Source organism: Aeromonas sp. FDAARGOS 1407, assembly GCF_019048725.1.
In the GTDB taxonomy this organism is placed as follows: Bacteria; Pseudomonadota; Gammaproteobacteria; order Enterobacterales; family Aeromonadaceae; genus Aeromonas; species Aeromonas enteropelogenes.
In genome coordinates this window covers 2,448,306-2,462,382 of record NZ_CP077399.1, presented here as the reverse complement: position 1 = coordinate 2,462,382, position 14,077 = coordinate 2,448,306, and the positions used below count along the sequence as shown (strand labels likewise).

General features: G+C 62.2%; 11 protein-coding genes. 4 read left to right on the top strand and 7 right to left on the bottom strand.

Annotated features, from left to right (window positions below; genetic code table 11):
• Nucleotides 1-74: 74 nt before the first annotated feature.
• Nucleotides 75-1,976 (bottom strand): biosynthetic arginine decarboxylase, encoded by a 1,902-nt coding sequence (gene speA / locus I6L37_RS11825; RefSeq protein WP_216991914.1) that lies wholly within the window; start codon nt 1,974-1,976, stop codon nt 75-77.
• Between the two features lie 923 nt (nt 1,977-2,899).
• Between speA and pepT the strand changes: the two genes are divergently transcribed.
• On the top strand, nt 2,900-4,123 hold the full coding sequence (pepT, locus tag I6L37_RS11820; RefSeq protein ID WP_216991913.1) for a peptidase T: 1,224 nt from the start codon (nt 2,900-2,902) through the stop codon (nt 4,121-4,123).
• 120 nt (nt 4,124-4,243) lie between these two features.
• Nucleotides 4,244-5,977 (top strand): lysophospholipid acyltransferase family protein, encoded by a 1,734-nt coding sequence (locus tag I6L37_RS11815; protein WP_216994159.1) that lies wholly within the window; start codon nt 4,244-4,246, stop codon nt 5,975-5,977.
• A gap of 93 nt (nt 5,978-6,070) precedes the next feature.
• Here I6L37_RS11815 and I6L37_RS11810 read toward each other — a convergent pair whose 3' ends face one another.
• From I6L37_RS11810 to I6L37_RS11795, 4 genes are all read right to left on the bottom strand, one after another.
• Nucleotides 6,071-6,382: a SelT/SelW/SelH family protein gene (locus I6L37_RS11810; RefSeq protein WP_216991912.1), complete on the bottom strand. Its 312-nt coding sequence runs from the start codon at nt 6,380-6,382 to the stop codon at nt 6,071-6,073.
• Complete coding sequence (locus I6L37_RS11805; protein WP_042027443.1) at nt 6,379-7,500, bottom strand: adenosylhomocysteinase; 1,122 nt, start codon at nt 7,498-7,500, stop codon at nt 6,379-6,381. The genes I6L37_RS11810 and I6L37_RS11805 overlap by 4 nt, the downstream gene beginning before the upstream one ends.
• A gap of 183 nt (nt 7,501-7,683) precedes the next feature.
• On the bottom strand, nt 7,684-8,421 hold the full coding sequence (locus I6L37_RS11800; protein ID WP_216991911.1) for a hypothetical protein: 738 nt from the start codon (nt 8,419-8,421) through the stop codon (nt 7,684-7,686).
• Entirely contained in the window at nt 8,421-8,981 is a 561-nt protein-coding gene (locus tag I6L37_RS11795; protein ID WP_042027448.1) for a YceI family protein, read from the bottom strand. Before I6L37_RS11795 ends, I6L37_RS11800 begins: the two co-directional genes overlap by 1 nt.
• A 106-nt stretch (nt 8,982-9,087) precedes the next feature.
• Between I6L37_RS11795 and I6L37_RS11790 the strand changes: the two genes are divergently transcribed.
• Nucleotides 9,088-9,990, top strand: coding sequence for a LysR family transcriptional regulator (locus tag I6L37_RS11790; RefSeq protein ID WP_042027450.1), 903 nt, complete (start codon nt 9,088-9,090; stop codon nt 9,988-9,990).
• A 2-nt stretch (nt 9,991-9,992) separates the two neighbouring features.
• On the opposite strand, the gene I6L37_RS11785 is transcribed toward I6L37_RS11790, so the two are convergent.
• On the bottom strand, nt 9,993-10,412 hold the full coding sequence (locus I6L37_RS11785) for a hypothetical protein (protein WP_026458566.1): 420 nt from the start codon (nt 10,410-10,412) through the stop codon (nt 9,993-9,995).
• Between the two features lie 67 nt (nt 10,413-10,479).
• Between I6L37_RS11785 and I6L37_RS11780 the strand changes: the two genes are divergently transcribed.
• A complete protein-coding gene (locus I6L37_RS11780; RefSeq protein WP_216991910.1) occupies nt 10,480-12,210 on the top strand; it encodes a formate--tetrahydrofolate ligase in 1,731 nt (576 codons plus the stop codon).
• 128 nt (nt 12,211-12,338) lie between these two features.
• Here the strand turns inward: I6L37_RS11780 and I6L37_RS11775 are convergent, their stop codons facing one another.
• Complete coding sequence (locus tag I6L37_RS11775) at nt 12,339-13,994, bottom strand: methyl-accepting chemotaxis protein (RefSeq protein ID WP_216991909.1); 1,656 nt, start codon at nt 13,992-13,994, stop codon at nt 12,339-12,341.
• Nucleotides 13,995-14,077 lie beyond the last annotated feature (83 nt).

Below are 14,077 nucleotides of genomic sequence, written 5' to 3'. Positions count from 1 at the left end.
TCAGATATGAAAAAAGGGAGGCATCTGCCTCCCTTTTCTTTGCTGCCATCGGGGCAACGAACCAGCGCGGGCGCTTATTCGTCTTCCAGGTAGGCGTAGCCTTGCAGACCCAGCTCCAGCTCGTCGAGCAGGGCCTTGCGGGTCGCGTCGTCCAGTGCCGGGTGGGAGACGATCCGCTGGTAGTTCTCGCGGATCACGGACGGGTCGATGTTGACGTAACGCAGCAGCTGGTCGACGGTGTCGCCACGCACCACGTTGCGGATGTCCATCTTGCCTTCCTCGTCCAGCCACACTTCCGCGCAGTGGGTGTCACCGAACAGGTTATGCAGATCGCCGAGGATCTCCTGATAGGCGCCCACCAGGAAGAAGCCGACGTGGCACTCTTCGTTCTGGCCATACACCGGCATCGGCAGGGTGCTTTCCACACCCAGACCGTCGACGTAGTGCTCCACCTGACCGTCGGAGTCGCAGGTGATGTCCATCAGGATGCCGCGGCGGGTGAGCGGACGCTCGAGGCCGGAGAGCGGCATCACCGGGAACACCTGACCGATACCCCAGGCATCCGGCAGGGACTGGAACAGGGAGAAGTTCGCAAAGCACTTGTCCGCCAACTTCTCGGAGAGCTCGTCAGCCAGCGCACGGTGGTTGCGGTTGACCGGGTTGAGCAGCTCTTTCAGTGCCAGACAGGTGTTCTGGTGCAGCATCTCGGCCCAGGCGCGCTGCTCGAGATTGAGCAGGCCCATGGTGTACTGGGTGTTGACGTCTGCCAGATCCGCCACCGAATCGTGGAAGATCTCCAGCAGGGAGGGATCTTCCCCGCGCAGATCCAGCCAGCCTTTCCACATGTTTTGCAAAATGGTGGGCGCGTCTTCATCCGGGGCACTGATGTCGTTCACCTCGACCCCTTCGGCACCAATGATGTTGGTTACCAGCACGGCGTGGTGCGCAGTCAGGGCTCGGCCGGACTCGCTGATGATGGTCGGGTGCGGCAGGTCGAACTCGCGGCACACGTCGCCAATGCCCCACACCACGTTGTTGGCGTACTCGGAGAGGCTGTAGTTGGCGGAGCAGTGGCTCTGGGAGCGGGTACCCTCATAGTCCACACCCAGGCCACCGCCTACGTCAACGACTTCGATGTTGGCACCGAGGCGACGCAGTTCGGCGTAGAAACGGCCGCACTCGCGGATGCCACCCTGGATGTCGCGGATGTTGGCGATCTGGGAGCCCAGGTGGAAGTGCAGCAGTTGCAGGCAGTCCAGCTTGCCGACGCTGCGCAGACGCTCGATCAGCGCCAGGATCTGGGAGGCGGACAGGCCAAATTTGGACATGGAGCCGCCGCTCGATTCCCACATGCCGGAGCCGGTGGAAGCGAGCTTGGCACGCACCCCGATGTTGGGCTTGATGTTGAGACGAGCTGACTCGTCCAGCACCATTTCCAGCTCGGAGGGTTTCTCCACCACGATGTAGACCTTGTGGCCCATCAGGTTGCCCAGCAGGGCGTGGCGGACATATTCGCGATCTTTGTAACCGTTGCAGACGATCACCGAGCCTTGCTCATGGTGATGGGACAACACGGCAAGCAGTTCCGGTTTGGAACCAGCTTCCAGGCCAAGCCGGGGCTTGTCACTGTAGGACTGGCTGATGGTCTCGATGACGCGGCGCTGCTGGTTTACCTTGATCGGGTAAACGCACAGGTAGTCCCCTTCATAGCCTGACTTCTCGATGGCCTGACCGAAGGCGTTGAACAGCGCATCGACCCGGCTCTTGAGGATGTCGGGGAAACGCAGCAGCACAGGGGTGGTCAGCCCGGATTGACGCAGTTGTTCGATGGCGTCGGAGAGCACGATCTGTGCATCAGGGCGTGATTTGTCGGGAGCAACGGTCACATGACCGGCGTCATTGATATTGAAAAAACCCGCACCCCAGTAGGGAACGTTGTAGACCTTCAAGGAGTCCTTGCTGGACCAGTTAGTCATGGGCTATGCCTCGCAAATGAGCGGCCGGTGGCCGCCTTCGTTACCCTCAATCACATCCAGACCATTTGCGGCAAGCCAAGGCTGCCTGGTGGATTTTGGGAAGTAACGAGTCTTGATGTGGGGCTGGTGGCTTTACATCAAGCTCAACGGTATGCGGTGCTACGATGCCGTAGTACCGCGGTACTTTGATGACAGACAGCATCAGCCACGCAGTCTGTTCATCATTCGGCAGCCATCACGACAGCAGGAGAGAGGTTCAAGGAAGAGATGCGAAGGCGCCAGCACGCATGCGTGTTGATAGACGACAACAACCACAGCCAACCCATTTCCAGTGACCGCCCATGACAAGGGAAGATGATGAGCCGTCGGCTCACTCGGTCAAATGCAAAATGAGAGTCTGTTGTTCTCCCTGATACCGGAGCCTAACCGGTATTAAAGAAACCATTCCCCAGCAGTGTCTGTCGTTTCTGCGTGCCTCGCCCTATAGGCGTGTGATCGTCCGGGTGTCTGGCGGCCTCTGCCTGCGTCAGGGTTACCCTTGGATCGGCGCGGAGTGTACACACTTAAGGCCGGCCGTGACAATAAAAAATCGCGTTGCAAATCCCCTTTTTTTCACCCGTGTGAATATCGCTGCCAGGCAGGCGCCATCAGGGATAGCGCCTCATTCGCTCCCCCTCCTTTACCCCTGAAAAGAGTCACGTTTTTCCGCCATGACGGGCAGCCCTGACCAGGCGGGCCTTGCAGCCAAAAAGCAGCTCTTTGCCGGCGCCTAAAAATCCTGAAACCCCTTCGCTTTATGCAGAGCGGGCCCACCCGCGTCAGGGAGTGACGCCCCGACATAAAAAATGGAGAAAACCTGCGCTGACGCAATGAGCGAGAAAACGGGATTGGCCACAATGACCCTTCATTACCGGAGGCTACTAATGGATACCCTGCTTGAGCGTTTCTTGCGTTACGTGACTTTTCATACCCGCTCTGACGAGACCAATCCCGCCTGTCCCAGCAGTGAAGGCCAGCTGGTCTTTGCCCGAGTCCTCAAGGAAGAGATGGAAGCCCTGGGGCTGACCCGGGTCACCCTGGACGAACACGGCTACCTCACCGCCTGCCTGCCGGGCAACCAGCCAGAGGCTCCCGCCATCGGTCTTATCGCCCACATGGATACCGCCGATTACGAGGCCGAGCACGTGGAGCCCCAGATCATCGAGAACTACCAGGGTGGGGATATCTGCCTTGGCAAGGGTGACGAGGTGCTGACCATCCGCGACTACCGTTTCCTGAAAAACTACCTGGGCCAGGATCTCATTACCACGGACGGCACTACCCTGCTCGGTGCCGACGACAAGGCGGGCATCGCCGAGATCCTTACCGCCATCGATCATCTGCTGGCTCACCCCGAGATCCCTCGCGGCGATATCTGGGTCGGCTTCACCCCGGACGAGGAGATAGGCCGCGGCGCCAACCTCTTCCCACTGGACAGATTTCCGGCCAAGTGGGCCTATACCGTCGATGGCGGCGAACTGGGAGAGCTCGAATACGAGAACTTCAACGCCGCCAGCGCCACCATCCGTTTTGTCGGCAACAACGTGCACCCGGGTACCGCCAAGGGCAGCATGATCAACAGCCAGACTCTGGCCGCCCGCTTCCAAGCCGCCATGCCGGCCGAGCAGACGCCCGAGTGTACCGAGGGCTACGAAGGCTTCTTCCACCTGGCCCAGATGAACGGCACTGTGGAGGAGTGCACCCTGCACTACATCATCCGTGACTTCGACGACGAGGGGTTTGCCAGTCGCAAGGCCGAGATGGAGCGACGGGTCGCCGCCATGCAGGCCGAGTACCCCAAGGCCCGCATCGAGCTCACCCTGACCGACAGCTATCGCAACATGCGCAGCCAGATTGAGCCGCATATGCATATTGTGGAGCTGGCCAAGGCGGCGATGATCGCGGCCGACGTGAGCCCCAGGGTCAAGCCGATCCGCGGTGGCACCGACGGTGCCCGCCTCTCCTTTATGGGACTGCCTTGTCCCAACCTGTTTACCGGTGGCCACAACTTCCACGGCAAGCACGAGTTCATCCCGCTGCAATCCATGGAAAAAGCGGTCGCTACCCTGGTGGAACTGGTTCGCCTGACGGCCGCCTGGCGCGGCTGATCCTCGCCGATAACCCGCAGGGCGACTCCCTTCGCCCTGCCATCAAACTGTCATCCCGCTGCCACACGGCGGGAACAGATCACCCTCATGATGGGGCAAATCCTCGCCGGAGCGCCCCAGATGTTCAGTGTCGATACCCTGCTTGCCCAGCACTTTCCCCGCCTGCATGGCTCCCCCGCACTCGCCCCGCTCAGCAAGCGGGCCTTGGCCTGGCTCTTCAACGAGCAGGTCTTCCAGCAGTTTGCCAGCCGCTACCCTCACCTGCGCGGACTCGATTTTGTCGAACAGGTGCTGGCCCAGCTCGACTTCGACTACCGGGTCAGCGAGGCGCAGCTGGAACACATCCCCGCCAGTGGCCGGGTGATCATCGTCGCCAACCACCCCATAGGGTCTCTCGACGGGCTGGCACTACTGCGCCTGCTCGGCCGCATCCGCCCCGATGTGAAAATCGTGGCCAACCAGCTGCTGGCCCAGCTTGCGCCGCTACGCTCCCTGTTGCTGCCGGTGGACAACCTGGGAGGCAAGACGGACAGGCGCGCCATTCTGGCGATGGGGGAGCACCTGGCGGGGGAAGGGGCGCTGGTGATCTTCCCCGCCGGCGAGGTATCGCGCCTCGGTCCCAAGGGAGTAAAAGATGGCCCCTGGCAGGGAGGCTTCATCAAGCTGGCCCAGCGTACCCGCACTCCGCTGGTGCCCGTCCATCTGGGGGGGCACAACAGCCTCGGCTTTTACCTTCTCTCCTGGCTCAGCAAACCGGCCTCCGGCCTGCTGCTGGTTCGCCAGCTGTTCCGCCAGCAGGGGCAGACACTGCCGATGACCATCGGGGCCAGGATCCCCTCCTCCAGCCTTGGCGATCTGCCCGCCAAAACGGCGGCACGGCTGGTGCGAAGCCACCTCTATCGCATCGGGCGAGGACAGGCGGGCAAGCTTGCGACCGAGGCCCCCATCGCCCTGCCGGAGGATCGCCGCCTGCTCAAGCAGGCCATCGATCGCAGCGAGGTGCTCGGCCACACTCCGGATGGCCAATCCATCCTGCTCTATCGCCGCCATGAGACGGGTCATTCGGTGATCCTGCGCGAGCTGGGTCGATTGCGGGAGATCGCCTTTCGAGCGGTGGGGGAAGGCTCGGGCAAGCGGCGGGATCTCGACGGCTTTGACGATGACTATTACCACCTCATCCTCTGGGATCCGGCCAGGCTCGACATCATAGGCGCCTACCGTTTCGCCCCGGTGGCCGAGCTGCTGGCAAGCAAGGGATTGGCCGGCCTCTACAGCCACACCCTGTTCGGCTTCGAGGAGAAGCTGTTGCCTCGGCTGGAGCAGGCCATTGAACTGGGCCGCAGCTTTATCCAGCCCGCCTACTGGGGCAAGCGGGGTCTGGATTACCTTTGGTTCGGCATCGGCGCCTATCTGGCCCGCTATCCCGACTACCGCTATCTGTTTGGCCCGGTGTCACTGTCCGGCAGCCTGCCGCCGGCGGCCAAGGATCTACTGGTAAGCTTCTATCGCCAGCACTTTGCCCCCACGCTTGCGCTCGCCCCGTCGCGTCGCCCCTACCCCATGACGCCGCCGCTGTTCGCGGGCACGGATTACAGCGCCGATCTCAGGGAGCTCAAGGGCCGTCTCGACAACCTGGGCTGCGCCATTCCCACCCTCTACAAGCAGTATTCCGAGCTGTGCGAGCCGGGGGGCGTGCAGTTTATGGACTTTGGCATCGACCCCGACTTCAATCACTGCATCGACGGCCTGGTGTGGGTGGATGTGAGCCGCATCAAGCCCCACAAGCGGGCCCGCTATATCGGCAACCCACAGGACGTGGAGCTGGCCCCTGGCGAGGGGCGAACGCCACAATAGAGGTGCGCTGCAATAACAGAGGGAGGCCACGGCCTCCCTCTTGGTATGTTTCTATTGTCTCTGGCACTTGCCCTTGTCAGGACCAGCGTCCCCTTACTCGGCAGCCGGCTTGCGATCGGCGTGGCCAAGGTCGCGCTCGGGGGCGATGATGTCGCGCACCCGCTGCTTGATCTCCTTGGCCTCGGGAAAGCCCTCGTCAGCCACCCGATCCCACACCTGCACGCCATTCACCAGGATGCGAAATTCACCCTTGCTGGCCGGTACCAGGGCTACCTCACCTAGCTCGCTGTCGAAGGTGGAGAGCAGCTCCTGGGCCAGCCAGGCGGCGCGCAACATCCAGCGGCAGAGGGTGCAGTAGCGGATCTCGATGCGGGGTTTGCCGACCAGGATGGACAAGTCGCTCATTCGGTCACTCCATGAAAATCGGTCAGCCAGTGGCGGGCGATGGCCCGCATGGTGGATTCCGGCAGCTCCAGCAGGCTGGGAGCCAGGGGGCCGGCGGCCAGCATCCTTATCCCCTCCATGATCTCCGCCAGCACCAGATAGACGTATTCACCGATGACGGCGCCATGGACGAAGTTGACCGCCTCGCCCCGGTTGAGCAGATAGATCTGGCTGCCATCGGGACGGTTGAGGGCCAGCACATGGGGACACACCTCCTCGCTCGGCCAGGGTAGCCGGGCCAGGCAGAAGGCGAACTCGTCGTCGGCGGAGGTGACCGAGGCCACCATGGTGCCCGGGCGCAGTGCCTGCAGATCCGCGAGATCGAGAGAGCCATTGCCGGTGGAGCAGATCACCAGCTCGGCGCGGCGCAGGGCCTCCTCCTTGGTGATCAGGCGAAAGCCGTGGGAGAGCGCCTCGACCTGGCGCAGCACGTCCGTCTCCACCAGCCCCAGATGGAGGTTGCGGCAGCGCAGGTCGCGGGCGATGCTGCGCCCCACCTTGCCATAACCGAACAGCGCCGCCTCGCAGACATTGAAGGTGCGGTTGAGCGTGCGAGCCAGCGATTCGGCGGAGTAGACCACGCTCAGGCCAATCTGGATATCCTCGGCCTGCTTGAGGGGGCTGCGCGCCACCGACACGACAGGGGTCGCCAGCACCTCCTGCTCGTAGCGCTGATGGCCATTCTCGGTCATCTCCACCACGCCGAGAAAACGGGGGCCGAAATACTCGCTCAGGGTCGCCTGGGTCTTGGCAAAATAACCGCCGATATCGAGGATGATAAGTCGTTCGTGGGGGGCTACCAGCGGGGCTATCTGGGCGATGACACCATCGGGATCATTGGTCCACTGACGGTTGAGGGTACAGACGGGATAGTGGCGGGAGACCCACTCCAGGGTCGGCGCATGCACCGATTTGGGCTTTGGCAGGATGGCTGCGATGCGCCCCATCTGACCAAGGGCCTCGATAAAGCGGGGGCGGTCGGGGAGCAGATGGGTGACCAGCAGGATGCAAAGACCATCGATACGTCCCTGATCGATAAAATGGCGAAAAAACAGATGCTCAGATCCTTGACTGCGCAACTGTGGCCTCCTTAATGTGCCGCAAAGCAGGCAAACAGAACCCGGCATGACCGGGTTCTGTGTGTATCCAGTGAAATGAAAATCCTTTTTATCTTAAACACATAGGCGGCTCAATCATTATCTGCCAAGAGTATGAGCAGGTATGCAAAAATGCTCATAATTGTCTGTTTTTTATGCAAAAACTCAGTAAAGAGAAGCCTCGGGCCAGACCCACCACAGGCTGATGCCAGTCCCCACCCCGGCCAGCAGGATCAGGATCCCCCAACGGGTCTGCCACCGGGTGTTGCGAAGCCCCCACTCCAGCAGCGGCAGCAGCCAGACCGGCAGCAAGACGCTCAAAGGCACCTCCACGTATTGCCAGGCGAGCATCTGGACGAAGGCCAGCGCCAACGCCAGGGCGGCAGGCGCCACTTTCGCCCCGGCAAAGGTGGCCAGCAGCGCCCGAAAACCGGTCAATGCCGCCAGGGCCCCCGCCAGCTGGGCGATCAGCAGACTGCCATCGATACCGATCACCAGCGCCAGCCAGACAAAGCCGAGGGCAAAACCCAGCCCCTCGCGGCTATCCCCCTGCCAGGCGGCAACGCCGTACCAGACGATGGCGGGCAGCAGCGCCAGCCAGATGCGCGGCTCGCCAGCCAGCACAGAGGCCAGCCCCTGCCACCACACCAGGGCACCCGCCACGGCAAACAGCAGCAAGGCTGCGCGCTTGTCCGCCAGCTGGGCCGCGATGGCGGGCACCAGCAGGGTCAACGGCAGCCACTGCCACGCCTTGACCGGCACGCCATAGAAACCGCCCAGCAGCGAGCCCACCAGCCAGAGGGCCAGCGCCCCCCACAGATACGCCGCGCGCGGCCAGCGCCATGACAGCAAAGCGGCCCCCAAGGGGGCCGCCAGGGTTTGAAGCAGAAGTGCCGCACCCATTACTTGCGCACGCCTTCGACAAACAGCTGAATAGCCATCTCGTCAGGGATGCCCGGCAGCATGTAGTTCACGCCGAAATCGCTGCGCTTGATGGTGGTGGAGGCGTTGAAGCCGCTGCGATAGCCGCCCCAGGGATCCTTGCCCTCGCCGATCTTGACCAGATCGAAAGCCACTTCCTTGCTGACGCCGTGCAGGGTCAGGGTCCCCTTGAGCACGCCCTTATCCTTGCTGCCTTCATAGGCGGAGCTGACGAAGGTCATTTTGGGATACTGCTTCACGTCGAGAAAATCGGGACTACGCAGGTGCTTGTCCCGGGCCTCATGGTTGGAATCCACGCTGGCGGCATCCACCTCGAAGCTCGCCTTGGCGGCGGTCGGGTTGGCGTCATCCATGCTGAAGGTGCCGCTGAAGGTGTTGAAACGGCCCACCAGTTCGGAGAAGCCGAGGTGGCCCACCTTGAACTGCACCGTGGTGTGCGCCGCATCGACATCGTAATCGGCCGCCATCAGGGGGGTCGCCATAAACAGGCAGGAGGCCAGCAGGGCCTTGGTCATTTTCATCCGTTCGTTCCTTCATTGGGTTCACATCGGTAAACAAAATGCTAACCTCCTTGCCTGAATGAATAATCAGTGATTTATTAAATTAATTATTTACTGAGGATGGAAAATGGATCAGATCGCCGCCATGCGTACCTTCATCAAGGTGGTGGAGTGCCAGAGTTTTACCAAGGCGGCCCATCAGCTCGGCATCTCGGTGGCCATGGCCTCCAAGCTGATGCAGCAGCTGGAGGAGTCTCTCGCCACCCGCCTGCTGTCGCGCACCACCCGCCAGGTCAATCCCACCGAGGCGGGCCAGTTCTACTATCAGCGCTCGCAGGCCTTGCTGGCGGAGCTCGAAGAGACCCACAGCCAGCTCACCCACCATAACCAGCAGCCCAATGGCACTCTCAAGCTGTCGGTGCCGATGGATTTTGGTTACCTGCACCTCTCCCCCGCCCTGCCGCTGTTTCGCGAGCGCTTCCCCGATCTCAAGCTGGATATCGAATACAGCGACAGGCGGGTGGCACTGGTGGAAGAGGGGTTCGATCTGGCGCTGCGGATCGGCCATCTGAGCGACTCCTCCCTGGTGGCGCGCCAGCTGGCGACGATCCGGCTCGAGCTGTGCGCAAGCCCGGCCTATCTGGCCCGCAAGGGAATACCAAAGAGCCCTGACGATCTCAGGCAGCACGACTGCCTCGTCTACACCCTGACCCAGCCGGAGTGGCACTTCAAACGGGATGGGGAGTCCCAGAGCGTGCGCCCGCAGGGGCCGCTTCGCGCCAACAACGGGGTGGCGCTGACCCGCGCCGCTTGTGATGATCAGGGCATCATATTGCAGCCCACCTTCATCGTGGGGGAGGCCCTGAACGATGGCAGGCTGGTAAGCTTGTTGCCCGAGTGGAACAAGGGTGAAGTGGGGCTCTATGCGGTCTATCCGCATCGGCGCTTCGTCTCGGCCAAGGTGCGCTGCTTTATCGAATTCGTGCAGGAGCGTTATCTCGCCCCGCAGAAGTGGGATCAGCCGGCCTGAAGCTAAGCCTGACTGGAGACAGAAGGTGACGCAGGCAGGTGGGCCAGCAGGCGTGCCGGCTCCGGGGTCAGCAGCCAGCGCGGCAAACGGGTGCGGATCGCCGTCAACTGCTGGTCGCTCAAGGCGTAGGGCAGTGTCACCTCAAGCTCCCTGCAGTCAAACATGGCGGCCAGCTGCAGGATCAAGATGAGGTTTGCCTCGTCGCTGCGACGCTTGTTGATGCGTTTTGCGATCTCGTGTTGCAGCTGGGTGCGCGAGTCCTGGGTCATCGCCTGCCAGCCAAACCCGAACAGGGGCACCAGGGCGCTGACGATGCCAAGGGCGGTGAGCGGCTGTTTGGGCGGGTGATAGAGCGCATTGAGATCCAGCAGAAGAGGATCCTGAGCACTCTCTCCCTCACCAAATAAAATCGTTTTCGTCATTGGATTACCCGTTATATTCCACTAGACTTCGCCGCATATTCTACCCCGACATGCCAACGAGGTGCTGATGCTAAGCGATATCGAGATCTCCCGCCAGTCCCCCCGCCTCCCCATCCACGAGCTGGCCCAGCGCCTCGCCATCCCGCCGCATCTGCTTTATCCCTACGGCCACTACAAGGGCAAATTGAGCCTGGATCTGCTCAAACAGGCCAACCCCAAGGCCGGCAAGCTGGTGCTGGTGAGCGCCATCACCCCGACCCCGCTCGGCGAGGGCAAGACGGTCACCACCCTCGGACTCTCCATGGGGCTCAACCATATCGGCCACCCCAGTATCGCCACCATACGTCAGCCGAGCCTCGGTCCCGTATTCGGGGTCAAGGGGGGCGCCGCCGGGGGCGGTCATGCCCAGGTGGTGCCGATGGAGGAGATGAACCTGCACCTGACCGGTGATTTTCACGCCCTGAGTGCCGCCCACAACCTGGCCGCCGCAGCCCTCGATGCCCGCCTGTTTCACGAGCGCAAACTCGGCGACCAGTTCAGCGCCAAAACCGGCCTGCCCCGGCTCGACATCGATCCGGCTCAGGTTCTCTGGCCACGCACCCTCGACATGAATGATCGCGCCCTGCGCCATCTCACCATAGGTCAGGGAGAGCCGGCCGATGGGGTGGAGCGCAGCGATCGCTTCGTCATCACCGCCGCCTCCGAGCTGATGGCCATCCTGGCGCTGGCCAGCGATCTGAAAGACTTGCGCGCGCGCATCGGCCGTATCCAGCTGGCCCTTGATATCCACGGCAACCCCATCACCGCCGAGCAACTTGAAGTGGCCGGCGCCATGACGGTGCTGCTCAAAGATGCCCTGCAACCCACCCTGATGCAGACCACGGAGCAGACCCCTGTGCTGGTGCACGCGGGGCCGTTTGCCAACATCGCCCACGGCAACTCCTCGGTGATTGCCGATCGCATCGCCCTTGGCCTCACCGACTATGTGGTGACCGAGGCAGGCTTTGGCTCCGACATGGGGCTGGAGAAGTTCTTCAACATCAAGAGCCGCCAATCCGGCATCACCCCCTCCTGCGTGGTGCTGGTGGCCACGGTGCGTGGCCTCAAGGCCAACAGCGGCCTGCTCGATATCCGCCCCGGCCAGCCGTTGCCCGCCAGCCTGCAGGGGGAAGATCTGGCCACCCTGCGCCAGGGCTGTGCCAACCTCGTTTGGCATATTCGCAATGCCCGCCGTTACGGGGTGCCCGTGGTGGTCGCCATCAACCGCTTCCCCACCGACAGCCAGGCTGAACTTGAGCTGCTGATGAGTGAAGCAATGAGCGCAGGAGCCTGTAGCACCGCCATCTCCCATGCTTTCGTGCAGGGCGGTGAAGGGGCCGCCGAGCTGGCCCAAGCTGTGGTCGATGCCTGCGCGTTGCCGAGCCGGAGCTCCCTGCTCTATCCCGACGAAATGAGCCTGAGTGCCAAGCTCGCCACCCTGGTGGAGTGCGGCTACGGCGGCCGCGGCGTCATCCTCTCCGACAAGGCGCGCCAGCAGCTGGCACGACTCTCGGCCGAAGGTTGGGATCATCTGCCCATCTGCATGGCCAAGACCCCCCTCTCCATCAGCCATGATCCGGCAAAAAAGGGCGTGCCCCGAGATTTCGAGATCCCCGTCGACGAAGTGAAACTGTGCGCCGGCGCCGGTTTCGTCTATGCCCTGGCGGGCCCCATCATGACCATGCCGGGCCTGGGCAGCCTGCCAGCCTATCGTCATATCGATATCGACGATAACGGCGACATCATCGGGCTGAGCTAAATAGTCAGGTAAGGGGTCTGGCGTCGGCCGATTACGCTTCGCTAATCGACCCTACGGTCAAAAAAACTGCCAGAAACGACAAGGCCCCGCCAATTGGCGGGGCCTTTCGTTATCACGCCAGCAAGGCTCTAGAGGGTAAAGCGCTGAGTCATATGGTGCAGGGTATTGGCCAGCTTGCTCAGCTCGCCACAGGCCTGGGCAATCTGGCTCGCGCCCTGGGCATTCTCGTCCGCTGCATTGTGAATGTTGACGATATTGCGGTTGAGCTCTTCGGTCACCGCGTTCTGCTCCTCGGTGGCGGTGGCGATCAGGGTGTTCATGTCGGTGATGCGCACCACGGCACTGTTGATGGTGTCGATGCTGGTCCCCGCATCCCGCGCCAGTCCCACGCTCTCCTGCATCTGGTGACGGCTCAGCTGCATGGCGTTGCCCGCCTCGGCGGCGCGGCTTTGCAGCAGCTCGATCATCTTGCTGATCTCGGCGGTGGAATCCTGGGTGCGCTGGGCCAGGGAGCGAACCTCGTCCGCCACCACGGCAAAGCCACGACCCTGTTCCCCTGCCCGTGCGGCCTCGATGGCTGCATTGAGGGCCAGCAGGTTGGTCTGGCCGGCGATGTCGCGGATCACATCCAGCACTACTGTAATGTTGGCGCTGTCCGCCTCCAGCTGCTGAACCACGGCACCGGCTTGCTCAATCTTCTCGGAGACCTCTTCGATGCTGCTGATGGCGCTGCGTACCACCTGGTTGCCATCGGCCGAGGTACGGGAAGCATCCTTGGCGGCACTCATGGCATCCGTGGTATTGCGGGCTACTTCGTTGACGGTGGACTGCATCTCGTTCATGGCGGTGGCAACCTGGGAGACTTCGCTCTGCTGGATGGCCATGCCGCTGGCAGATTGACTTGAGATGGCACTCACCTCCTCCACCGCGCTGCTGAGCTGGCTGACAGATCCGGCGATCTCACTCACCAGCTCGGACAGGGAGGTCTGCATCCGGTTGATGGCGCTGCCCAGCTGGCCCAGCTCGTCACGGTTGAAGCGGTTCTCCTTGATCCACTGTTGCAGTTCGCCCTGCCCCAGCTCGCCACCGGCGATACGCTGCGCCTGACGAGCCAGCATGATGAGGGGATCGCGGATCTGGCGGGTGAGCAGCATGGAGAGCATGACCACCAGAATGAGGGAGACCACCAGGGCGATGGAGACACTCCACTTGGCGCCATCGTAGGAGGCCACCACATCGGAGCGAGAGTCTGTGGCATAGCCGTGGTTGATACGGATCAGCTCGTCAACATAGTGATGCAGTGAGCCAAAGAGCGGCACCCCTTCTGCCAGGAAGATTTTCTGGGCTTCGGCCATCTGGCCGTTGTCCTGCAGCTGCGTGACCCGCTGGTGCAGGGCGACATAACGGGTCCACTCCGCCTTGACGCCGTCGAAGGCGCGACGCTCTTCCACATCTTCCGCCCAGATGGTGCGGTCATGGCCGGCCAGTTGCTTATCCACCTTGCGGATCAGATCAGCGGCCACATTACGATATTCCGCTCGCAGTTTCGGATCCTCGGCCACCACGAAGTAGCCGAGTTCATAGCGACGCAGTTCGCTGATGCGATCCCCAATCAGGGTGGTCCGGTTGACGGCCGGCAGTATGCTGTCGGTAAAGCGCAGCGCCGCTCCGTTCATGTTGCCAAACTGAACGATTGCAAAGCCGCCGATAAAGGCAACCATCAGGCCGAGCACGGCAAAACCGGCCGACAGTTTCTTGCCTATGGTCATGGAGCTGGTATTCATGGCATTTCCTGAAATTGAGTGAACAGGTTCCGCGGGCCTGTTGCGCGAGGCAAAGACCCGGATCCCGCGTTCCATCGCAGCTC